Origin of the sequence: Okeania sp. SIO3I5 (assembly GCF_010672085.1) — a bacterium.
Classification (GTDB): Bacteria; Cyanobacteriota; Cyanobacteriia; order Cyanobacteriales; family Microcoleaceae; genus Trichodesmium.
The window spans coordinates 15,501-37,745 of record NZ_JAAHHT010000075.1; the positions used below are offsets into that span (position 1 = coordinate 15,501).

Consider the following 22,245-nt stretch of genomic DNA (forward strand, 5'->3'; position numbering starts at 1 on the left):
TCAATAACTATAACGTTGCAGTTTGGGGTCTAACCCCTCAGTGAGTTTTCCAACCCTTCAGGTTGAAGACTTACAGCAGTTTCGGAGGTGCGTGAGGTACAAATTTTTATTGCTTTAGTAGATAGGCAAGAAAGATTAGTCTTCTAATGTACCTCACCATCCTAAAAAGTGCTGTAATTCTATATTTGGGGGAGATTATTGATAGAGAGATGGGCAGATTGAATATTAAAGTCTAGATAGAATTATGAACATATATTATATAATCGGATTCTATATAAGTCCTGAATAAATAACATTCAACATAATTACTATAGTCTGCGTCATTGCTAGTGTCACTCGTGGAAGGAAGCAATCTCCGCGATCCCCTGAGATTGCTTCCTATCGTCGCAATGACGACTGTTCAACCAGATTTTATATTAGCCTTTAATGGTCTTGAAAAATAGCTGGTTTTCAGATCTTCATGCTCAAAAAGTGGGGTTGCATAAATGTGGGATGATTTTAATAATTTTGTGGAATGGGCATCTTGCCCGTTCCCACTTAAATATTCATCCCTTAATTCAGCAACGCCCAAAAAGTTAGTATTTCGGGCAAAAGTCAGGCAAAAAAATTACTCCCCTACTCCCCCACTCCCCCACTCCTCCACTCCCCTACTCCCCTACTCAAGAAGCAGTTGTATTCTTGTTATCAAACATCCATTTCAAACTACGACGCATTCCTTCTTTTAAGTCAATCATAGGTTGGTAATTTAGCTCTCGTTCCGCTTTAACAATTGAGCAGGCAATGGTTTTGTTCATTTCAGAAAGTACATGAATTTTCTGTTGATAAACCCCTATTGCTTGCAAACTCCCATCTACTAACAGGGCGAGTTCACTCACAAAACTCGGCAATTTCAGACGTGTGTGGCGACAAATTTGATTAAATTCCGTTTCTAAGAGATTTTCAACGGTGTCAACCACTTCATTCATCGTGTAAGGTCGCTCATCTGCAATCCAATAAGTTTCCCCCTTAGCTGCGGGAGTAATCCCTGCCAAAATCATCCCTTGACAGAGATTATCAGTATAAGCCATCGATCGCAAATTGTTACCATCACCAACAACTGGGCACTTGCCAGTTCTAATCATTTCAAAAAACAGTGTTTGCCGTGGTGGCTGATAGGGACCGTAAAACCAAGGCGCACGGATAATAACGGTTTCAAGTTTTCCAGCATCAAAAAATGTCTTAATGGCTAACTCCATCTGCATTTTAGATCGTCCATACCCCATATACGGATTATAGGGAGAGGTTTCATCAAATAGATGGTCAGAATGAGGATTACAACCACAGGGAGAGTTAGAAGACATAACCACTGCTCGTTTAACCAAGGCACGATGAGCAGATGCCAGAAGATTCTCAGTTCCCCTAACGTTGATCTGATAAAATTCATCAGTTTTTTGGGGATGAATTATTCCTGCTGTATGAAATAAAATCGCCCCTTCCGCACCCTGACAAAAGCGAGCGCAATCTTCTGGGTTACGCAGGTCTCCAGATACCACTTCTATGTGTTTCGAAAGCGCTTTGAGAGATTTCTCATCACTCCCTGGTAACACAAAGCAGCGAATTTTGAGGTCTTGCTGTGGATGTCGGAGGGCTTCACAGTCTGGTAATCCTGCAACCAGTGCTTTGACTAGACTATATCCTAGCCAGCCATTAGCTCCCGTTACTAAAACTAAAGGTGTATCAAAATTCATAGGTCTAACTTTCTTCTAAAAAATGTAAAGCATTTCGTCGGGCAATAGCCATCACAGATCCTTGAGGATTAACTCCTGGAGCAGTGCAGAGTAAACTAGCATCAGCTACATAGAGATTTTCCTGTCCGTGAACTTTACCAAAGGAGTTTGTAGCACATAAGTCTAGGTTTTCTCCCATTGGGCAAGATGAAAACAAGTGAACAGTCATCAGACTGGTATCTGAGGGAAGTTGTTGGGGTAGCCGATCTATCTCAGCTAGTTGAGTCAATCTAGTTGCGTTTGGTACTAGCGGAAATAGAGCTTTAGCTTTGGCAGCCATTAATAACCGACATAGATTTTTCAGACCACTAGCTAATACCTTCAAATCATCAGAGGGCAGATTGTAACGCACCAATGGATCGTCAAATCCTGGTAAGCAACGAACAGTACCCCTACCTGTGCCAACCAGTGAGACATAGTAGATGTTCATATTTTGCCAGTGCTGATTTACCTCCTGGGCGTACTCAGGGTAATCAACCATGGCTAGCTGTAGGTAAGGCAGCGAACTTATAGAGCCTCCAAAACTTAGCTGCGGTGCAAACTCTTTCACCTGATGGACGGCTACATCTAATTGTGCAGAGCTAACAGGTTCTGAAAATTGAGCAACAACTTTGACAGTGGGGTGCATCTGTAGCGCGTTGCCTATATTGCGAGTGATGCCACTACGGCGTAGCAGTGCTGGTGTGTGTACTGCTCCAGCAGCAATAAAAACTGTTTTGGCAGTTATCTTAATTTGGTATGAAGAGGAGCTATTGGTATAACGTCCCTGTAGAATCCAGCGATCGCCCTGGCGACGGATAATTTTAATTTTAGTGTTGGCTAGAATTTTCCCCCCTGTGCGTAGCATCTCAGGCACATAAGTTTTCGTCATAGATTGCTTAGTTCCTTTGAGGGGAACACTGGAGTCGTTATTTGACTCATACTTAAACCAACGGGGTACTTCCTGGGATTGCCATCCAAGCTGAGTTGCGCCTTCCTGCAATTTTAGAGAAGCTAGGGAGGGTTTACCAGGTAGGTAGCTAATGCTAACGGCATTTTCGCAGGCTTCATAGTGAGGTTCAAGCTCTGCTTGTGTCAAATTTTGCACCTGAAATTTTTCTCGCCAGTGAGCCAAAACATCGGAGGGAGTGCGGTGATAGAGTCCGCTATTGACTTCACTGCCACCACCGACACACCTTCCCTCAATGTACTGAATTTTAGGAGCGCCAAAGGCAACGGTAAGGCCGCGATTCCGATATTTTTGCACCATCTCTTGTTGAGAAAAGGGGGCACATGATTCTAAGGGCAAATAAGGACCTTCTTCAATAAGTAAAACGTCCAGTCCAGCTTTACTAAGGGTTGCAGCAGTAACGGCACCCCCTGGACCAGAGCCAACAATAGCAACTTCGCAGTTGAGAGCAGTATCTGGCTCGGTGAGAATGTTATGTTCGCATACTGTCATGTCAATTTTTCCTTGCTCGCGTAATAACTGAATATAGTTAAGCTTTCGTAAAATCGCATCAGGTCACGACAAACTCTTAGGGGTGACATTTTCCAAGCTGCAATCTGATGTCCTCGGATAGTCGGTGGAAGTTGATGAAACCTTTTTCCTCGTCTAATGATTGACCACAAATCAAAAATAGCTGTGAGGATAAACAGTGGTAGTTTTAGGTAATCAGGCATATTTCTATGTTGCGATCTGACAAACTCAACAACTTGATTGTTAGGGAAGTGTAACATAGACTGATGTTTGTCTGAGTGTTTATTAATAAATGTGTAACAAAGTGCAGATATAGTTGATTCAAAATTCATTATTAGACATCTCGATCAAAGAGGGAACAGGGAACAGGGAACAGGGAGGTATAATTAATAATCTATTGATAATAATTCATTTTACTTTTGATTTTTGGAGAGGTATATTAGTTTCTATAGGGAACAGGAAGGTATAATTAATAATCTATTGATAATAATTCATTTTACTTTTGAGTTTTGAATGCATGAATTCCGTGAAACGGTATAACTAAATAAGACCTAGACTGTTGAGCCAGAGTATCAAAGTATATGTTATTAGCCAAGCAATTATTGTATATTTAATGTGATTGTCAGACAGTAAAATGCGATCAGGAACCTCTGTCTTTTGATTGTCTACCTTGAGGTGTTCGGGATGTTTTTGTACCTGATCAACCTCTGCTGGGGAGTCACCTAAGAGCTGATATCGGAAGATACCGTAAAGCACAAACGGCAAAGTAAGGATCGTCCAAGGAGTTTGTACGCCACAAGAATCAGAACTGCTATTCCAGCCAGAACACCAAATAGCATAGCTCATAACTGCCCCAGTTGCGACAATGCTTTCCATGCGATTGAGCAGTGGTAAGGAATATAATTTGAGAACCTCACGGGTACCGATTTTTCCTTGGATTTGCAACATTTGTAACTCTGCCTTACGCTTCTCGATCGCCAAAAACAGGGCAAGCATTGCTATAAATATCAAAAACCATGGGGAGGGATATGTGTGGGTGACAACAAAGCCAGCGCAAGCTCTTAAAACAAAGCCATTAGCAATACAAGCGATATCCAATAGTGGCACTTGTTTAAGCTTTAGATTGTAGGCAACCTGGATCAGAGAGTAACAGGTAAGCACTGCTCCCAAGGATGAGTTGTAAAACCAGCTAAAACCAAGGGATACTAATATAAAAAAACTGGCCATAGCTACAGCGATGGGCACACTGACATACCCCGCTGCAATCGGGCGATTGCATTTAACTGGATGTTGACGATCTGACTCTAGATCTTTTACATCGTTTAACAGGTAAAAACTACTAGATATTAGACAAAATAGGCAGAATGCTATGAGAGTAGAGGAAAAAGAACTTAGATTGATCTGAAAAGCCAAAAGTGGTGCAGCGAAGACCAATAAGTTTTTTGTCCACTGGTTAGGTCTTAATGACATCAAATAAGCTTTCAATGTCCCATTCTTGAAATCAAGATTACAATTACAAGTCATTATTTTCAAACCATACTCATTGTTTCAAGTTTAACATTGCAAACAATAATAAATGAACAATAATTGATATTGTCTTGACATACTCCCGACGCTCCCCTACGGGAGAGCGCGGAATTCTTCAGCCAAGGAGGCCCTGACCGCAGTTTTAACAGAAGTGATGTCCTCCTCCTGTGTTGATAACAATCCTATTTTTTGTATTAGAAGTGCTGAGTTATAGTCTCTATCTAATTCCTGGCCACATTCTGGGCATGAATGCCAACGTTCCGACAAACTTTTAGAAACTTTATTTAGACACTCCTAACAATGCTGAGACGTACCTTTTGGGTCTACTTTTACAACTCGCTTACCCAGTTTCCAAGCTACATACTCTAAAACTTGAATAAATTGACCCAAAGCAGCATCTTGCAAAGACTTATTTAATCCTGACTTTGCTGATTGACCATTCGGTAAGAATTGACCATTGTCACCTAATTTGGCTTTGCAACGTCGAACTAAATTAGCTATCTGCAAGTCTTCAATGAAAATAATACTTACATCACTAAACAGATGATAAGCTAATTTGAATTGCCAGTCTAATCTTTGTCTAGCTATTAGTTGATGTAGTCTGGCTATTTTTCCCTTGAGAATTTTCCAAGGTTTTGAATGCTTTGGTTTCTTAGCCAATCTCATCTGTAGTTTAGATAAGCGACGCTCAGAGAGCCTGAAAAATTTAGGAACTTCTATAAACTCGCCATCAGATGTAACAGCATAGTGTAATAATCCCAAGTCAATACATGCATGAATTTTGTTCGGTGGGTTGAATTTCTACAACCTCTACAGGTGTGGTTTTGTCTTCTATAGTTAAGCTGATATAGTATCCATCCGCTTCTCTAATTACAGTACCTGTCTTAACCTTGAATCCTACTGGTATTGGGCGATTATACACAAAAGGGACTAAACCAATTTTGGGTAGATTGACACAGCAACGACCGTTAGCATTTTTGACAATATTTGCATTTGATAGTTGAGGATAACTAAAAGAGTTATAGTAATGCCTCCCTTTGAATTTAGGTCTACCACTGGTTTTACCGTTTTTGTCAGATAAGGCACAAGTTATCCATTGTTCTTTGTACTCTTTGGATGACATCCTGCAATACCTGGGAGTGGATAGACTTATACTTAGGGAAGAGTTTTTTAGTTTGTGCTAAATCTGCCAGTTGAACAGTCTCCCACAAAACATAACCATTGACTAAATTCGGATACTTATCCCCTTTCTTGGTTATTGGATTACCATTACTGTCCTTTTTTCTACCGTCCCGTGTTTGTACTCTAAATTCTGGGATATTTTGATAAATCCGGTGTACGGACGTTGCATGCAACGTCCCTACTACTGAAACATTAAGTGGACAAGCATTCACTGGTGTGCGCGTTGCTTCAAACCAGTTCAACCTTTCAGCTAAACGATAGTTATATTGCTTTCGGGCTAATTCTAACCAACTCAATATAATCACTGCTTGTCTTTTATGTGGTTTGAGCTTGTACTTATATTTCAGTAGCATATAATATCGACCTTTATTTCTACTTTACCTATTATATCAAAAATAACGACAAACCACACACTCACACGCCCGGCTTTCATCCCGACGCTCCCCTCCCCCCTTTCCAAGGGGGGTTAGGGGGGATGGAGAGCGCGGGACTTCCCGCCGGGGGAGTTAACCTCATCTTAATAATAAGCACATTTACTCAACACTAAAAAATTAATTTTTCTAACGTGCCATATTTGTTGTAAAAGTTAGAACAGAAGTCAGAATTCAGAAGAGATTAATTAATTCAATTCTAAATTCTACTATTAGTGCCATATTTGGTGCAAAAGCCTGTTAACAGAATTCTAAATTCTAAATTCAATTGCTATAAACCATGAATATACAAACAGTTGTAACCAAACCATTTAGCGACCAAAAACCAGGCACTTCTGGACTGCGTAAAAAAGTGCCAACTTTTAAACAACCCCACTATCTAGAAAACTTTATTCAGTCTATTTTTGATAGTCTAGAAAATTTTTCTGGTCAAACATTTGTGCTTGGTGGTGATGGTCGCTATTACAACCGTCAGGCAATTCAAATAATTCTGAAAATGGCTGCCGCTAATGGAGTGGGCCGAATGTTAGTGGGTCAAGGAGGGATTCTTTCTACTCCTGCTGCTTCCTGCATCATCCGTAAAAATAACGCCTTTGGTGGTATAATCCTTTCTGCAAGTCATAATCCAGGTGGACCTGAAGAGGACTTTGGTGTTAAATACAATATTAGTAATGGTGGCCCCGCTCCCGAAAAAGTGACAAGTGCCATCTATGAGCGCAGTAAAGTTATAGATAGCTACAAAATTATCGAAGCTACAGATATTAATTTAGACCAACTGGGTAGTCAGAAGTTAGGAGAAATGACTGTAGAAGTTATTGACTCTGTAGCAGACTACGCTGAGTTGATGGAATCATTGTTTGATTTTGGCAAAATATCGGAACTGCTAAAGTCTGGTAAGTTTGGGATGTGTATGGACTCATTACACGCTGTGACGGGACCTTATGCTAAAGACATTTTTGAGCAACGGTTAGGCGCTCCCGCAGGTACAGTCAAAAATGGTATGCCTTTAGAAGATTTTGGCGGTGGGCATCCCGATCCTAATTTAGTGTATGCTCACGACTTGGTAGAAATCATGTTTGGTGATAATGCTCCTGACTTTGGTGCTGCTTCTGATGGGGATGGCGATCGCAACATGGTATTAGGAAAAAATTTCTTTGTTACTCCTAGCGATAGTTTGGCAATATTGGCTGCTAATGCTAAGTTAGTTCCTGGATATAGTTCTGGTTTAGCAGGTATTGCTCGTTCGATGCCAACTTCCGCAGCAGCAGACAGAGTAGCACAGAAAATGGGTTTGGACTGTTATGAAACTCCCACTGGTTGGAAATTTTTTGGTAATTTATTAGATGCGGATAAAGCAACTCTTTGTGGTGAGGAAAGCTTTGGTACTGGTTCTAATCATATACGCGAAAAAGACGGACTTTGGGCAGTATTTTTCTGGTTGAATATTTTGGCAGTACGACAAGAGTCAGTGGAAGATATTGTTAAGGAACACTGGAAAACTTACGGTCGGAATTATTATTCTCGCCATGACTATGAAGGGGTAGAAAGTGATAAGGCTAATACTTTGATGGATAATTTACGTTCCCTATTACCTTCTTTGCCAGGAAAACAATATGGTCAATATGAGGTAAAATATGCTGATGATTTTAGCTATACAGATCCAATAGATGGTAGCGTGAGTCAGAAACAGGGTATTCGTATTGGTTTTACTGATGGTTCTCGCATTGTGTTCCGACTTTCAGGTACAGGGACTCAAGGAGCAACTCTACGTTTATATGTTGAAAGTTATGAACCAGATGTTAGTAAGCAAGACGAAGATACTCAGAAAGCTTTATCTCCTCTAATTAGTTTGGCAGATGAAATTGCTCAAATTAAGAATCTTACAGGTAGGGAAAAACCAACTGTAATTACCTAAATTTAATGGATAATGGATAATGGATAATTGATAATGGATAATTGATAATTAGACATCTCCAAAAATAAAAAATCAAGTCAATTATTGGGTAGAAAACATTAATTCTTTCCCTCTACTTCCTACTCCCTACTCCCTCTTTTCTGGAGATGTCTATTAGAGATAGTTTTCATTATCCACTATCATTGTTAAGTCTTCCTTGTTCCGTATCTCAACTAGGAAATTCCTAAACGCACAACTACTTAATTGAATTGATATAGGAGTTACATAAGTTATGTTAGAACCAGCAAAAACTGTAAGTTTATTTCAGAAACAACCAGAACAAAAAATTTTTGCACCAGGAGATAAGATTTTTGAAGATGGAGAGGAAGGTAATATAATGTATGGAATTGTTGAAGGAGTGGTTGAGTTATTTGTCAATGGTCAAGTTATTGAAACAATAAAAACAGGTGATGTGTTTGGAGAAGGAGCATTAGTACATGAAGACCATACTCGCGCTTCTACTGCTATTGCTAAAACAGGATGTACATTAGCTTATCTTGACCAAGAAAGATTTTTATTTGCAGTCCAAGAAACACCTATGTTTGCTCTTTATGTAATTAGAAGTTATTCCGATCGCCTGCGTCGCTTAAAACTTTCTTTATAATGATTATTGTTAAGGCCGTTGTTAAATAATTTTCTATAAATTTCATAAATATTAGGAAAATTATACTGGTCAGTTTCTTAACAAAAAAAAAAGATTTTAAATCTCTCCTTGGCTGTGTCGCTATCTGGCACTCTACAAAGGGATAAAGATTTTCTTTGCTTCCTAATTAATTCACCTAGAGTTACATAAAACTGAAAACTTATAGCTGATAGCTGAAATGGATAGTGTACGTTAGAACACAAAAATATTTAAGTTAATATGATATCTTAATCTTTAAAAGTAAAATAAAAATCCAACATATCTAAATTTAATCTAGTCGATGATGAGCTGAAAGCTGGTTCTGATATAATAGTAGGATTGTAGTTTATTTCAATTCCTCCGAATGAGCAAAAAAAAGCCAGAATTAGACATTGACAATTATTCAGTTGCCAAGTTGGTAACTGAACTACATGAATACTTTCAAAATTCTCAAGCCTACTATGAAGTAATACAAGGAGAGACTAGAAAACAAATAGGAGCTTCAGATAACATCGAAAAAGAGCGAGAAGTAACTGAAGAAATGAAATTACTTGCTCAGAAGATATCTTTTTTTGGCGCTCTGAATGATGTTCTCTCTGCTGCAGATAGGTTAGTTCACGCTCAAGGTATAGTATCAGACATGGGTTTGAATGAAGATTTGTATGGAAAACAATAGAAAATTATCTCCTATTTCCTAGTCTGAAAATATATGTTGTAGTAGCCAGAAGCTAAATAAAGTTTTAAGACTAAGTTCTGATGGACAATGAATTGAGCTGTAGGCATTCCATGGAACCTCCGTTGGAGAGATGCGGTGGGTGTTACCGTTAATCCCTGTGGAGGTTGTGCTGCCGACAGTTACCGTAGAAGCAAGAAGTAAATATTAACAGAATGTCACGAATTGTGACATTTTATATCAATTTTATGAAGCAGCAGTTATAGACTAAAATAGAAATAAGCAACTTATTCTCAAAAGGAGAAACAAATGGCTAAAAATTTGCTCGAACAACTACGAGAAGTAACCATCGTGGTTGCTGATACAGGCGATATTCAAGCAATTGAAAAATTTAAGCCACGGGATGCAACTACTAATCCCTCATTAATTACTGCTGCAGCTCAGATGCCACAATATCAAGAAATTGTGGATGAAACTTTAAAAACAGCAAGGCAAGAATTGGGAACAGATGCAACCGCTTCTGATGTGGCAAATTTAGCATTTAAGAGATTGGCAGTTGCTTTTGGACTCAAGATTTTACAAATTGTTCCTGGGCGAGTATCTACAGAGGTTGACGCACGACTATCCTACGATACAGAAGCAACAATAACTCAGGGAAGAGATTTAATTGCTCAATACGAAGCTGCTGGAGTGTCGCGCGATCGCATTTTGATTAAGATTGCTTCTACTTGGGAAGGTATTAAAGCAGCAGAAGTTCTAGAAAAAGAAGGTATTCACTGCAACTTAACTCTACTGTTTGGTTTGCACCAGGCGATCGCTTGTGCTGAAGCTGGTGCGACTTTAATTTCTCCTTTTGTGGGGCGTATCTTAGATTGGTACAAAAAAGAAACTGGACGGGATTCTTATCCTCCAGCGGAAGATCCTGGTGTATTGTCTGTAACTAAAGTCTACAACTACTACAAGAAATTTGGTTACAATACCGAAGTTATGGGAGCTAGTTTCCGTAACATTGGAGAAATTACAGAGTTAGCAGGTTGCGACTTGTTGACTATTTCACCAGGATTATTGGGTGAGTTAGAATCAACAACAGGTGAGTTACCAACTAAACTTTCTGCTGAGAAAGCTGCTCAGTCTGATGCAGAAAAAATTACAATCGACAAAGAAACTTTTGATAAGATGCACACTGAAGATCGGATGGCATCTCAAAAGTTGGATGAAGGGATTAAAGGTTTCTCCAAAGCATTAGAATCATTGGAAAAACTTTTGGCAGATCGGTTAATTCGCCTAGAGGGAGTCACCCATGCAGCAGAAGATATTTTCCATATCTATGATTTAGATGGTGACGGTTTCATTACTCGCGAAGAGTGGGCAGGAACTGATGCTGTATTTGATGCTCTGGATATTAATAAAGATGGAAAGATTTCTCCAGAAGAAATGGCATCTGGTTTAGGAGCTGTGTTTGAATTAGCTAAAGTTTAGGTAAGCATTTAGCTGTCAGCAATGTAGGGACGTTCCATGGAACGTCCCTAGAAAGTTATCGTTGGTGCAAGTCAAAAGTGCAATAAGCGTAGGTTGGGTTTGCTCACACGGATTATGCCACGGATATACGGATTAAGAGGTATATCGAGACATTTTACTCCTCACATTTCCTGCTCCCTACTTCCTGATGTCTAATATCATCAGGACTTACGCAGAACTACCATATCTAGTAGTGGCGACTCGCGAGTCGCCACTACAGATTGTGTATGATTTGATATGCGTGCGTAAGTCCTGATCATGTCTCTTTAGAATAACCAGAATAAAAAATTTAGAGAGTAGGGGCGATTTCGTTCCGAATGCTGTCGCAAACGCTTAATTAGGAGCATTCCCTAGGAAATCGCCCCTACGGAAATAGGGAGCGAAAAATATTCTCGCTTGGAGAGAAAAAGATTTTTATTATGGCTAATTAATGAGACTTGATATAATGTGATTCATTAACCTGAAAACTGCTGTAATAGTTTTGACATTATTGAAATATGACCGTTGAAAGATAAAATAATCAATATTGTCAGAATCAATTTACCCAAATCTTTGAGAGAAAAATTTTTCCTTAACCAATACTCAATTTGATAAAAGTACGCCACTATAGTCAACCAACTTGTTAATCCAAAGTAACCAATTAATTCATCGTAATTAGTTAGTTTTGTTCCTGCCATTCGAGTGCAATATCCAAAATCTCCGAATGTTTGATAGTCACAAATAGCTAAAAATGGTAAAAGAATAATCATCACAATTATAGAAGTTAAAACTAGCACAATATGACCATAAAAACCTTGCCATATACTTACTACGTGGGGAACCCACATCGAATATTTTGAAGAAGACTTTTTACTAAAGAGAATATTTTTATTAGAGAAAATATGGTCAACGTAGGATAACACAACTATAGATAAGATTAGTCCTAATCCTGTAGCTTTTAGAAACAGAGTTTCACTTCCTGGAATTTCTGAGAAAATCAACCCGATAATCCCACTCCAAAAATCAAAAACTCTAATTATAATCACTGTCCACATCAACAGAAATAAACTTTTTAGCCATGAACTAGGATAAGGAAACCATGCAGGCCATTTATTGGCTTTGTTTTCTGTCTGTTGATTTTCCTCTTTATTTTTTCGTTTCTGTTTCCAAGGTGTTTCTTTTGTTAATAAGTAAGTTTGTTTCCGCGCTCGTTTAATTGCCATACAGTTGTCAATAATGCTGACGAATGACACTATTAAGAAAGGCAAATAAAATGCTTTAATAAATATATCTTCACCATCAGTATTTTCTAGTAAAAAATTGATTAAAATTGCAGATAGAATACCTTGTAAGAAAATTCCAAACACGAAAAACCAAATATAAAAAGCAACTTTACGCTTAGTATAAATATATGTAGCTATGGGAATAGTTAAACCTAAAACAGCAGTTAACCACAGACTACATTGAGATAATTTCATCAGTTTATCTAATTTCTTTTGCTCAGTTTTCTTTTGATGAGTTTTTATATTTGTCTTTGGATTTGTCTTTGTATTTTGTTGTCGAGCGTGTGATTTTATAGATGCTACAGGTTTGATGATTTTTTGTTGTTTTGTAGCTTGATTATACAAACTAATAAATTCAGTCCACTGAGGAGAATCTGTACTTATATCTTGACCAGAAATTTTGACAGAATGAATAGATTTTATGCCTAATTTTACTAGAGCTTTATTAACAAAAGAAACAGATATTTTTTTGTCTGGTACTTCTAGAGATTTTAGAGTTAAACATAATACATTATCTAGAATAGTTGCCTGAGTAGTAATTCCTTTCTCTTTCAAAAAATAGTTCAATACAGATGCGATCGCTGTGGCATTTCCCTGTTTAGCAAGAGTTAATATCTCTGACTTATTCCCTGATTTTGTGGTACTCATTTCTATATATATTTTCTAAAAAATGATTGAATTTTTATTTGAGGGGTACTCTACCAAGAATCTACACAACTCCGCATCAGTGGATTTACTCATTTTTTCTATTCTTTTAATTATTAAGTAGTCATGCTTTTAGGAATTTCCTAGTTGAGAGAGGGAAAACTTACAGCGCTTTTCTTTCTTGATGAACCACATCGTCACAACCAAAACCCTGTAGGGACGTTCCATGGAACGTCCCTACTGTGGTCTACTTAACTGAAAAGCACTGTAACTGGAAGTCAATAGGATGTGTAATTAATTTTGCTTATGAACTTAAATTATTAATTATTAATTGTTAATTATTAATTATTTCGACTTCCACAAACCGAGAATAATTAAAAGCTTTTAATAAGGGGTTATATTGATCATTCCAAATTAGATCAGCTATCAATATTCCTGTTACAGGAGCTAATAAAATTCCATTCCGATAATGCCCAGTTGCTAAAGTCAAATTATCATAATTACTTTTTCCTAATATCGGCATTTCATCAGGAGTATTAGGACGAAAACCCCACCAAAATTCTAAGATTTTGTAATTCCTTAAAACTGGATATAATCGAATTGCATTTCCTAATAATTGTTGAATTCCTGCTGCCGTATTTCCATCAACAAATCCGATATTTTCACAGGTTGCACCAATAATTATTCTGCCATCTTTGCGCGGTACAATATAAGTTTGATTTCCAAATAAAACTTGCTGTAAAGGTAAATTTTTTGTACTTACATCTGAGGGAATTTTTAATGATAACATTTGCCCTTTTGTAGGAAAAACGGGAATTGGTAATAACTCCTGAGACCATGCACCTGTAGCTAAGACATAATGTTCTGCTTCTAATTCACCTATTGATGTTTTGAGACTTTGAATTTTTCCTTTTTGGCGAATTATTTCTGTGACAAATCCTGCTTGAATCTCAATTTTTAATTCTTTAGCTGCGGCAATCATTGATTGATACAAATAACGACTATCTACTTGCCCATCTTGAGAGTAAAACCAACCGCCAATTACTTCAGGACTTAATCCTGGTTGATATTGATGAATTGCTACTTGATTTAGCCATTGATAATTTAGGTTTGGTAAAGCATAATTTTTTCTGTCTTTTACTGCATAAACCGGAGTTAAAATTCCACAAGGCCAATACCCAGTTGGTAAACCACTAATTGATTCTATTTTTTTTACCCATTCTGGATATAATGCCCGACTTTTTAAACATAAATCCAACATTTTTCCAGGGGGAATAGCTTCAGCTTGTGGAGCCAACATTCCCGCAGCAGCATTTGTAGCAATTTGCTGAAAATTTCGGCTAATAACTGTTACTTTTGCACCGCGAAGTTGAAGTTCTATTGCTATTGATAGACCGATAATACCGCCACCAATAATTAGGATTTCATTTGATTTATTCATATTGAAGTAAGAAAGAAGTAAGAAGGAAGAATAGATAAGAGAGAAGGAAGAAGGAAGAAGGAAGAAAAAAGAAGTAAATCAAAAGAGCAAGGCATGGATTTTTAAATCCGTATATCCGTGGCAAAATCCGTGTGTGCGAAGCTCTATATTTATTAACTCTAATCATCCGTATATCCGTGGCAAAATCCGTGTGTGCGAAAGTCTATATTTATTAACTCTAATCATCCGTATATCCGTGGCAAAATCCGTGTGTGCGAAGCTCTATATTTATTAACTCTAATCAGAAGTAAATCAAAAGAGCAAGGCATGGATTTTTAAATCCGTATATCCGTGGCAAAATCCGTGTGTGCGAAAGTCTATATTTATTAACTCTAATCATCCGTATATCCGTGGCAAAATCTGTGTGGGCGAAGCTCTATATTTATTAACTCTAATCAGAAGTAAATCAAAAGAGCAAGGCATGGATTTTTAAATCCGTATATCCGTGGCAAAATCCGTGTGTGCGAAGGTCTATATTTATTAACTCTAATCATCCGTATATCCGTGGCAAAATCCGTGTGTGCGAAGGTCTATATTTATTAACTCTAATCATCCGTATATCCGTGGCAAAATCCGTGTGTGCGAAGGTCTATATTTATTAACTCTAATCATCCGTATATCCGTGGCAAAATCCGTGTGTGCGAAGGTCTATATTTATTAACTCTAATCATCCATATATCTGTGGCAAAATCTGTGTTTACCAGGAGACCAAACAATCTCAGAACCTTGCCCCCAAAAACCATTATATTTAGTTACTTTTATATCTCCTAAAACCTTCACTTGACAGGATAAACGTTTCTGAGAATTAGGAGAATGGGGAGGTAAAGAAAGTCTCGATTTTTCTCGCCATTGAAGTTGAGAAACTTCTCCTTCTATTTCCACAGCACAAGTGCCACAAGTACCAATACCACGACAGTTAATAATTGAAGCATTGCCATTATGAACATCAACATTATTTTTCAGTAACACTTGACGGAGATTTGCACCAATATCACAAGTAATAATTTTACCCTGAGCCTGAATTTTAACCATAAAAAGTTATTTAGTTATATTGACTAATATTGATTATATATCAATAGATAAAAATTCACATAATAAAGTAAGCTAGGGTGGATAATATCAATTCCGGTAGTATAGGCACAATTAAATATCGTAGGGGTTTGGTCTCCAAACCCTTAGCAAATTAGGAGTTTTTGCCTGTTTGAGAATCTTCGATAGTATAGGCACAATTAAATATCGTAGGGGTTTGGTCTCCAAACCCTTAGCAAATTAGGAGTTTTTGCCTGTTTGAGAATCTTCGATAGTATAGGCACAATTAAATATCGTAGGGGTTTGGTCTCCAAACCCTTAGCAAATTAGGAGTTTTTGCCTGTTTGAGAGTCTCCGAAATCCAAAGTAAGCAGATTTGAAATAAATATTAATTCCCATATATCCATGGTAAACCTTTGAATGATAAAGTTTAAATTAAGTTGAAAAAATTTGTAATTTGTGACTATCTTCCCTCAAACTAGGTTGTATGATAAACTAATATACTACCTAATATCAAATCCGCTTACTTTGGAGAATAAGGTTCTAAAAGAGGCAAAAACTCCAAATTTGAGAAGGGTTTGGAGAGCAAACCCCTACGATATTTATATTGTAGTAAAAAATTGAGCAGGGTTTGGAGAGCAAACCCCTACGATGTTTATATTGTAGTAAAAAATTGAGCAGGGTTTGGAGAGCAAACCCCTACGATGTTTATATTGTAGCCAAAAATTGAGCAGGGTTTGGAGAGCAAACCCCTACGATGTTTATATTGTAGCCAAAAATTGAGCAGGGTTTGGAGAGCAAACCCCTACGATGTTTATATTGTAGCCAAAAATTGAGCAGGGTTTGGAGAGCAAACCCCTACGATGTTTATATTGTAGTAAAAAATTGAGCAGGGTTTGGAGAGCAAACCCCTACGAGGGATGAATTGTACCGATACTACCGGATTTGATATAACACCTAAAACCTACCACCAATCACCATGAACAAAATTTGGATTTATGACACAACTCTGCGCGACGGCGCCCAACGAGAAGGACTATCCCTATCTCTGGAAGACAAACTACGCATTGCCCACCAACTCGACAGTTTAGGGATTCCATTTATCGAAGGAGGTTGGCCTGGTGCAAATCCTAAAGACGTACAGTTTTTCTGGCAACTCAAAGAGCAACCCCTAACTCAAGCAGAAGTCGTAGCATTTTGTTCCACCCGTCGTCCCGGAAAACAGGCAGCATCCGATCCTACTCTTCAACCTATTTTGTCTGCGGGTACGCGCTGGGTGACAATTTTTGGCAAATCCTGGGATCTGCACGTTACCGAAGGGTTGAAAACTACTCTCGAAGAAAATTTGGCGATGATTTCAGATACAATTGCCTATCTGTGCAGTCAAAGTCGGCACGTTATCTATGATGCGGAACATTGGTTTGATGGTTATAAACATAATCCTGATTATGCTTTGCAAACTTTAGCTGCTGCCAACAATGCTGGAGCAGAATGGTTAGTTCTGTGCGACACTAACGGCGGTACTCTTCCCCACGAAGTTAGTCAGATAGTGGCAGATGTTTCTCAAGCGTTACCTAATGCTAAGTTAGGCATTCACACTCATAATGATTCTGGAACTGCCGTTGCCAATGCTTTGTCTGCGGTGATGGAAGGAGCGCGGATGGTACAAGGAACTATTAATGGTTATGGGGAGCGTTGTGGTAATGCTAATCTCTGTAGTTTAATTCCTAATTTGCAAATCAAGTTGGGTTATGACTGCATTCAGTCACAACAACTGGAAAAATTGACTCAGACGAGTCGAGGTATCAGTGAAATAGTTAATCTTGCTCCTGACGATCATGCACCATTTGTGGGTTTGTCAGCATTTGCGCACAAGGGTGGTATTCATGTGTCGGCAGTCGAACGTAACCCTCTAACTTACGAACATATTCAACCGCAACAAATAGGTAATAGTCGTCGGATTGTGATTTCTGATCAAGCAGGTTTGAGTAATGTGTTGGCAAAGGCGAAAAGTTTCGGTATTGAACTCGATCGCCAAAACCCTGCTTGTCGGCAAATTTTGGATAAATTAAAAGAGTTGGAAAATCAGGGATATCAATTTGAGGCAGCGGAGGCGAGTTTTGAATTATTAATGCGAACTGCTTTGGAGCAACGGCAGCAGTTTTTTGAGATTAAGGGTTTCCAGGTGCATTTGGATAAGGAAAGTAGTAACGTTTCTAATTCTCTAGCAACCGTGAAGCTTGCTGTTGATGGTAGAGATATTCTAGAAGTTGCGGAAGGAAACGGTCCCGTTTCTGCTTTAGATGCTGCTTTGCGGAAAGCGTTAGGAAATTTTTATCCAGCGATCGCTAATTTTCACTTAACAGATTATAAGGTGAGAATTTTGGATGGTGGAGCGGGTACTTCTGCTAAAACTAGGGTATTAATTGAGTCGAGTAATAGTCAGCAAAGGTGGACGACTGTGGGAGTTTCTACTAATATTTTGGATGCTTCTTATCAGGCAGTTGTTGAAGGTTTGGAGTATGGTTTAATGTTGGAAAGTCAGTGTCAAGAAACTGTGGTGAGTGTGGTTTCATAAACTGTAGTGGTGAGTGTGGTGTAGGGTGCGTTTCGCTGCGCGACATGAAAAGTGAAACGTAACGCACCGCAATACTAAAACTCACCTTATATCAAGTCTCATTAATTAGCCATAATAAAAACTTACGCAAAATATGAGAATATACACCATCTGTTTAAAAGGAGATCAAAAAAATGAGCGTGGTTATTCCTGATGACGTGCTGATATCTGCTGGAATGTCTGAAGCACAATTAAAGTTGGAAATTGCTATTATGTTATTTCAACAAGATAGAATTAGTATTGGTAAAGCACGTCGTTTGGCTGGAATTAATTTGTTAGAGTTTCAGCGAGAAATTGCCGAACGTGGTATTTGCATCCATTACGATGTTGAGGAGTTTGAGGATGATATTAAAACTTTGCAGGAAATGGGTAGGTTATGATTGTTGTCAGCGATACTTCACCTATTACTAATTTGTCGGCAGTGGGAGCTTTGGAACTTCTTCATCAACTTTACGATCGCGTCATTATTCCTCAAGCAGTTTATGATGAAATGGCTTCTTTAGGATATCAAGTGCCAGGTACAGTTGAGGTTCAAACTTTAGATTGGATCGAAAACCGAACAGTTGAAAATCGCCAGCGAGTTGAGGAGTTAAAAGTTGATTTAGATATGGGAGAAGCAGAAGCAATTATTTTAGCTTTGGAACTGGATGCAGATTTGTTACTGCTAGACGAGCGTAGAGGAAGAAGGGTAGCTTTGGAGTTGGGAGTGAGGAAAATAAGTGGGTTGTTAGCTGTATTGCAGGAAGCTAAGACAAAAGGTCTGATTTTAGAAATTAAGCCAATTTTGGATCGGTTAATTTCTGAAAATAATTTTCGGATTAGCGTTAGTCTCTACAATAGAGTTTTACAATTTGCTGGTGAGTGAAGTTGTTTGAGTTTAATAGCGATCGCTCCTTTCGCTTATCCCAAACAAAAGCGATCGCTCCCACCAGACATTATCGGGGGCGATCGTTTTTGTTAAAAGCTTAAACATCTTTTTTGCCAGTCGGGACTATTGAATAGCTTTAAGTCTGCATTTGTTCAAATAAATCCCAGATTAGCCACTCAAGCGTCATTTTAGAATGAACGCAAAACCGACTATCTAACCCCCAAATACTTCCTGTTTCGTAGTCGGCACTCAAAGGGCATCCACCCCCGCAAATACCAAGCGCAATACAGTTTTCACACTCTTTCATGTTTAGAGGAGAACGTTTAGACCATTCTTGAAAGACCGGATTGCTACCTGGGTTAAAAGTGGTATCGTCAACGGTCGTTGTAAAATATTTTCGATCGCCGAGGTATCCATGACAAATACCGACCTCTCCATCCGGAGCCATCACTATTTGACCTCCGCCCGCAGCACCGCAGTCAAAAGGATAAACTTGTTGTTTTACAAAGCTATCGACCTTTCGCATCACTCTGTCCTCAACAATGTTATGCTTCCTGAATATCTGGAAAGCTTTAATCAAACTTTGGGCAGCTTTTTCATTATAACCGTCCAAAATTTTGTACCCAGAACCAGTCATCACAATGTTAAAGCCAAGACTATCGACCGATAATTCATTAATAATTAAGTCTAAAGTATGATCGAAGTTATCTATGCACTGCTGACTCATTGTGCATGAAATTCCCAGTTCTACCCCTTCTCGTTTGAGAATCTGAATCCCCTTAATTACATCATCATAAACGGGCTTGCCGTCTTGGTATTGGCGACAAGAATTTGTAACACTCTTGTCTCCGTCCAGAGAAACAGCTACGTTAACATTGTAGGTTTTAAGTAATTTGGCAATTTTTGGGGTAATCAGGGACCCATTTGTTACCATGCTAACGACTGTCTTTTCAGGGAGTCTGCCATCTTTCATTCTTTCTCGAACAGTTTCTAAAATGTACTGAATGGTACTCAAATTTAGAAGGGGTTCGCCTCCGTACAAAAGGATTGTTTTTTCCTCTGGAAATAGATCGGGATCGAGAGAAATTAATCGGCAGAACATATCCATTCCTTTTTGAGCCGTCTCTCTAGTCATGTGGGTAAACCTATATCCTTGAGACATCCGACTCTCAACAAAGCAATACTTACAACCGAAATTGCAGTTGTCGGTTAAAATAAAATAGGCAAGAGAAACATAAGGATTTATGTCAGTGTAATGTCCTTGAAACCACTCTAGTATTTTTCTGTCTGTACTCTCAGCATCAACTAAGATTTTTCCCTCATTTAAGGCTGGAATTAAGTTAGTTAATTGCTGTTTTTTTTCCGAGTCTACTACATCAATTACTTCCCTAGCTGTTTTTCCTTCACCAAAATCTTTGATCAACGGAACCAGATCGCTATCAACAAAAACAGGCGTAACTTTTAAAGAATTGTAGAGCGCACTTACGTCGCCTCGTTCCAAAACATGAGTAAAATTTGACCATCTATAAGATTTTTCCTTCATCGTTACTACTCTCCCAGTCTAAAAAATTGAGTGAAGTTAGACGTTATCGAAGGTAATGTTATTTTAAATCTTTAGTTACTCTTTTCTTCATCTTCAACAACGTCTATTCTTAATTACCAGATTAGAGATTGACGAGGATAGATACCCCGACCCCTGCCGCAACCTTTACAAGATATGCATTTACTGCCACCGCAAGAGCAGGTACTACAGCTACAGCCGCCGCAGTTACACTTGGAGGCAGAGAATTTTTTGGAGCCAATTTCAGCAAAAATTTTAGAATAATCTAAAGCTGATGGTATAGCGAAACCTTTGCTTTTCAGCAATGTTGTTACGGTACTACTCATACAAATTCCTCCCGATTACAGGAATTGTGCAATTGTCGTTGTTTAACTCAACTACATTTATTATTATCCTCCAAAAACTGTGCTTTGCCAGCCCCCAAAAAGACCATTTAGGGGGGAATTTCTCAATCCCTTAAACCCTCACAAAAGGGGAAAAAAGGGGATGTTATCCCAAAAAGGGGGAAAGTGTGGTAAAAAAGGGGGTAACTCCTTAACCTATACTCCGACCCAATCTAAAATCTATGGACATTCAAGAAGTCTTAAATTGGACCGACGAGCAAGTTCAGGCCAAAACGGGAAAAGGACTGGACTCCCTACAAAAGGCCATTTTAGAAGGAGTCTGGCAGCGTCAGGGATATAAAGACATCGCAGATGACTGCCACTGCACTACGGATCATGTTAGAAAGATGGCTTCAGAACTGTGGAAACTTCTGTCGGATGTTTTGGGAGAAGATGTTAGAAAAGCTAATGTTAAAGCTGTTGTAGAAAACGGGAAATTTTCGCAGATTTCAAATATGCACATAGGTAATGGCGACATCAACGTTTGCAACGAAAATTGCCCCTATCCAAAAGGAGGAAAAAAACGCTCCACCGCCAACCCAAATAAGGATAAAACGGAAAAACAGCACGACCTCACCGAAGCCCCAAAAAGCCATCGCCTCTACAACCGCACCCAAGAACTAAACCTCCTCAAACAATGGATACTCGAAGACAACATCCCCATCGTTACCGTCATCGGGTTATCTGGTATCGGCAAAACCGCTCTTGCTGTCGAACTCATCGCCCAAATTAAAGACAACTTCGATCGCATCCTCTGGCGCAACTGTACCGACACCCCCACCTTAAAATCCCTCAAAACTCACTTAATCCAATTTCTTTCTCCAAACCCACAAACAAAACCCCCATCTCTAACAGACTGTTTACGCCTCCATCGTTCCCTCATCGTACTCGACGACTTCCAAGAACTATTTAGCACCGGAGAATTAGCCGGTACTTATCTGCCAGAACATGAAAATTACGGTAAATTTTTTCAACAAATAAGTACATTATCCCACCAAAGTTGTTTGTTACTCCTGAGTCAAGAACAACCAAAAATAACATCAGGCAATAATCATTGTCAGATTTTAAAACTTGATGGTTTAGGAAAGTCAGCAGCAGCGATTTTAGAAGGTAGAAACTTAACAGATGAAGATAAATGGTTAGACTTGATAAATCTCTATAGTGGAAATCCTTTATGGCTAAATATTATTGCTGATGCGGTAGAAGATTTATGTGATGGAAATATCGCTCAATTTTTATCTTGTAAAAATCTATATTTAGGAGATTTA

19 protein-coding genes are annotated in these 22,245 nt (G+C 38.6%); 8 read left to right on the forward strand and 11 right to left on the reverse strand.

Annotated elements, in window-relative coordinates; genetic code table 11:
- Positions 1–659 precede the first annotated feature (659 nt).
- The 7 genes from F6K40_RS18050 to F6K40_RS18080 all read right to left on the reverse strand — a co-directional run bounded on the left by F6K40_RS18050 (position 660) and on the right by F6K40_RS18080 (position 6,287).
- The gene (locus F6K40_RS18050) at positions 660–1,727 is read right to left on the reverse strand and encodes an NAD-dependent epimerase/dehydratase family protein (RefSeq protein ID WP_293138248.1); all 1,068 of its coding nucleotides are present in this window, start codon (positions 1,725–1,727) and stop codon (positions 660–662) included.
- 4 nt (positions 1,728–1,731) lie between these two features.
- Positions 1,732–3,207 (reverse strand): GMC family oxidoreductase N-terminal domain-containing protein, encoded by a 1,476-nt coding sequence (locus F6K40_RS18055; protein WP_293138250.1) that lies wholly within the window; start codon positions 3,205–3,207, stop codon positions 1,732–1,734.
- Positions 3,204–3,557, reverse strand: a complete 354-nt coding sequence (locus tag F6K40_RS18060) for a hypothetical protein (RefSeq protein ID WP_293138252.1) — start codon at positions 3,555–3,557, stop codon at positions 3,204–3,206. Before F6K40_RS18060 ends, F6K40_RS18055 begins: the two co-directional genes overlap by 4 nt.
- 208 nt (positions 3,558–3,765) lie before the next feature.
- Positions 3,766–4,749 carry a decaprenyl-phosphate phosphoribosyltransferase gene (locus tag F6K40_RS18065; RefSeq protein ID WP_293138283.1) on the reverse strand — a complete coding sequence of 328 codons (984 nt, stop codon included), beginning with the start codon at positions 4,747–4,749 and terminating at the stop codon, positions 3,766–3,768.
- 297 nt (positions 4,750–5,046) lie between these two features.
- The gene (locus F6K40_RS18070) at positions 5,047–5,514 is read right to left on the reverse strand and encodes an RNA-guided endonuclease InsQ/TnpB family protein (protein ID WP_293138254.1); all 468 of its coding nucleotides are present in this window, start codon (positions 5,512–5,514) and stop codon (positions 5,047–5,049) included.
- A 1-nt stretch (position 5,515) separates the two neighbouring features.
- The gene (locus F6K40_RS18075) at positions 5,516–5,875 is read right to left on the reverse strand and encodes a hypothetical protein (protein ID WP_293138256.1); all 360 of its coding nucleotides are present in this window, start codon (positions 5,873–5,875) and stop codon (positions 5,516–5,518) included.
- Positions 5,826–6,287: a helix-turn-helix domain-containing protein gene (locus F6K40_RS18080; RefSeq protein WP_293138258.1), complete on the reverse strand. Its 462-nt coding sequence runs from the start codon at positions 6,285–6,287 to the stop codon at positions 5,826–5,828. Before F6K40_RS18080 ends, F6K40_RS18075 begins: the two co-directional genes overlap by 50 nt.
- 358 nt (positions 6,288–6,645) lie before the next feature.
- Between F6K40_RS18080 and F6K40_RS18085 the strand changes: the two genes are divergently transcribed.
- The 4 genes from F6K40_RS18085 to F6K40_RS18100 all read left to right on the forward strand — a co-directional run bounded on the left by F6K40_RS18085 (position 6,646) and on the right by F6K40_RS18100 (position 11,093).
- Positions 6,646–8,280, forward strand: a complete 1,635-nt coding sequence (locus tag F6K40_RS18085; protein ID WP_293138260.1) for an alpha-D-glucose phosphate-specific phosphoglucomutase — start codon at positions 6,646–6,648, stop codon at positions 8,278–8,280.
- A gap of 271 nt (positions 8,281–8,551) precedes the next feature.
- Positions 8,552–8,923, forward strand: coding sequence for a cyclic nucleotide-binding domain-containing protein (locus F6K40_RS18090; RefSeq protein ID WP_293138262.1), 372 nt, complete (start codon positions 8,552–8,554; stop codon positions 8,921–8,923).
- A gap of 382 nt (positions 8,924–9,305) precedes the next feature.
- On the forward strand, positions 9,306–9,617 hold the full coding sequence (locus F6K40_RS18095; RefSeq protein ID WP_293138264.1) for a hypothetical protein: 312 nt from the start codon (positions 9,306–9,308) through the stop codon (positions 9,615–9,617).
- Positions 9,618–9,923: 306 nt separating this feature from the next.
- Positions 9,924–11,093 carry a transaldolase gene (locus tag F6K40_RS18100; protein ID WP_293138266.1) on the forward strand — a complete coding sequence of 390 codons (1,170 nt, stop codon included), beginning with the start codon at positions 9,924–9,926 and terminating at the stop codon, positions 11,091–11,093.
- 494 nt (positions 11,094–11,587) lie between these two features.
- Here F6K40_RS18100 and F6K40_RS18105 read toward each other — a convergent pair whose 3' ends face one another.
- From F6K40_RS18105 to F6K40_RS18115, 3 genes are all read right to left on the reverse strand, one after another.
- On the reverse strand, positions 11,588–13,042 hold the full coding sequence (locus tag F6K40_RS18105) for a hypothetical protein (protein ID WP_293138268.1): 1,455 nt from the start codon (positions 13,040–13,042) through the stop codon (positions 11,588–11,590).
- Positions 13,043–13,373: 331 nt separating this feature from the next.
- Positions 13,374–14,480, reverse strand: a complete 1,107-nt coding sequence (thiO, locus tag F6K40_RS18110; protein WP_293138270.1) for a glycine oxidase ThiO — start codon at positions 14,478–14,480, stop codon at positions 13,374–13,376.
- A 702-nt stretch (positions 14,481–15,182) separates the two neighbouring features.
- A complete protein-coding gene (locus tag F6K40_RS18115) occupies positions 15,183–15,551 on the reverse strand; it encodes a 2Fe-2S iron-sulfur cluster-binding protein (protein WP_293138272.1) in 369 nt (122 codons plus the stop codon).
- Between the two features lie 976 nt (positions 15,552–16,527).
- Between F6K40_RS18115 and cimA the strand changes: the two genes are divergently transcribed.
- The 3 genes from cimA (at position 16,528) to F6K40_RS18130 (ending at position 19,030) form a co-directional block, all read left to right on the forward strand.
- Positions 16,528–18,126, forward strand: coding sequence for a citramalate synthase (gene cimA, locus F6K40_RS18120; RefSeq protein WP_293138274.1), 1,599 nt, complete (start codon positions 16,528–16,530; stop codon positions 18,124–18,126).
- A gap of 173 nt (positions 18,127–18,299) precedes the next feature.
- Entirely contained in the window at positions 18,300–18,545 is a 246-nt protein-coding gene (locus F6K40_RS18125) for a UPF0175 family protein (RefSeq protein ID WP_293138276.1), read from the forward strand.
- On the forward strand, positions 18,542–19,030 hold the full coding sequence (locus tag F6K40_RS18130) for a PIN domain-containing protein (protein WP_293138277.1): 489 nt from the start codon (positions 18,542–18,544) through the stop codon (positions 19,028–19,030). The genes F6K40_RS18125 and F6K40_RS18130 overlap by 4 nt, the downstream gene beginning before the upstream one ends.
- Before the next feature lie 139 nt (positions 19,031–19,169).
- Here the strand turns inward: F6K40_RS18130 and F6K40_RS18135 are convergent, their stop codons facing one another.
- Positions 19,170–20,576 carry a radical SAM/SPASM domain-containing protein gene (locus F6K40_RS18135; protein ID WP_293138279.1) on the reverse strand — a complete coding sequence of 469 codons (1,407 nt, stop codon included), beginning with the start codon at positions 20,574–20,576 and terminating at the stop codon, positions 19,170–19,172.
- Between the two features lie 583 nt (positions 20,577–21,159).
- Between F6K40_RS18135 and F6K40_RS18140 the strand changes: the two genes are divergently transcribed.
- Positions 21,160–22,245 (forward strand): helix-turn-helix domain-containing protein (locus F6K40_RS18140; protein ID WP_293138281.1); only part of this gene is annotated, 1,086 nt, incomplete at its 3' end.

Coding starts and splice junctions, on each gene's coding strand:
- F6K40_RS18055 (WP_293138250.1), bottom strand. CDS start 3,207: ATGACAGTATGCGAACATAACATTCTCACCGAGCCAGATACTGCTCTC.
- F6K40_RS18100 (WP_293138266.1), top strand. CDS start 9,924: ATGGCTAAAAATTTGCTCGAACAACTACGAGAAGTAACCATCGTGGTT.
- F6K40_RS18085 (WP_293138260.1), top strand. CDS start 6,646: ATGAATATACAAACAGTTGTAACCAAACCATTTAGCGACCAAAAACCA.
- F6K40_RS18105 (WP_293138268.1), bottom strand. CDS start 13,042: ATGAGTACCACAAAATCAGGGAATAAGTCAGAGATATTAACTCTTGCT.
- F6K40_RS18090 (WP_293138262.1), top strand. CDS start 8,552: ATGTTAGAACCAGCAAAAACTGTAAGTTTATTTCAGAAACAACCAGAA.
- F6K40_RS18125 (WP_293138276.1), top strand. CDS start 18,300: ATGAGCGTGGTTATTCCTGATGACGTGCTGATATCTGCTGGAATGTCT.
- F6K40_RS18135 (WP_293138279.1), bottom strand. CDS start 20,576: ATGAAGGAAAAATCTTATAGATGGTCAAATTTTACTCATGTTTTGGAA.
- F6K40_RS18050 (WP_293138248.1), bottom strand. CDS start 1,727: ATGAATTTTGATACACCTTTAGTTTTAGTAACGGGAGCTAATGGCTGG.
- thiO (WP_293138270.1), bottom strand. CDS start 14,480: ATGAATAAATCAAATGAAATCCTAATTATTGGTGGCGGTATTATCGGT.
- F6K40_RS18095 (WP_293138264.1), top strand. CDS start 9,306: ATGAGCAAAAAAAAGCCAGAATTAGACATTGACAATTATTCAGTTGCC.
- F6K40_RS18060 (WP_293138252.1), bottom strand. CDS start 3,557: ATGAATTTTGAATCAACTATATCTGCACTTTGTTACACATTTATTAAT.
- F6K40_RS18115 (WP_293138272.1), bottom strand. CDS start 15,551: ATGGTTAAAATTCAGGCTCAGGGTAAAATTATTACTTGTGATATTGGT.
- F6K40_RS18080 (WP_293138258.1), bottom strand. CDS start 6,287: ATGCTACTGAAATATAAGTACAAGCTCAAACCACATAAAAGACAAGCA.
- F6K40_RS18075 (WP_293138256.1), bottom strand. CDS start 5,875: ATGTCATCCAAAGAGTACAAAGAACAATGGATAACTTGTGCCTTATCT.
- F6K40_RS18065 (WP_293138283.1), bottom strand. CDS start 4,749: ATGACTTGTAATTGTAATCTTGATTTCAAGAATGGGACATTGAAAGCT.
- F6K40_RS18130 (WP_293138277.1), top strand. CDS start 18,542: ATGATTGTTGTCAGCGATACTTCACCTATTACTAATTTGTCGGCAGTG.
- cimA (WP_293138274.1), top strand. CDS start 16,528: ATGAACAAAATTTGGATTTATGACACAACTCTGCGCGACGGCGCCCAA.